We start from the raw sequence: 292 nt of genomic DNA on the forward strand, positions 1-292 counted from the left end.
TGGCACAGACCACATTTGAAGCACATTTTGTGCCATTTGAGGCCACCAGCCACGCGCTCCTCAGCGGCGTAAACTGATTTGCCACATTTCGGGCACTTCGGGTTATCAGCGGGTTTGAAAGGCATTGTGCTCGCTTAACTTATCCTGTTCGTCGAGTCGGAACGAGAGTCGAGCTCCCGGACGCGTGTACAGTTCAGGGCGGTGATGCCGAGACTGCTGTGCGCGAGGTTCGAATGATACCAGAGGGCAACGCGCGGCCGTAGTCTATACGCGAGTTGCACACGGCCCCAGT

The 292-nt window shown here is 56.8% G+C and carries 1 protein-coding gene; it reads right to left on the minus strand.

Features of this window, described 5'->3' with window-relative positions:
- Positions 1–125: LIM domain-containing protein (locus F0U47_RS23065; RefSeq protein ID WP_223162884.1), on the minus strand; the 125-nt coding region annotated here is incomplete at its 3' end.
- Positions 126–292 lie beyond the last annotated feature (167 nt).

Origin of the sequence: Nocardioides antri, assembly GCF_008373765.1 — a bacterium.
Classification (GTDB): Bacteria; Actinomycetota; Actinomycetes; order Propionibacteriales; family Nocardioidaceae; genus Nocardioides; species Nocardioides antri.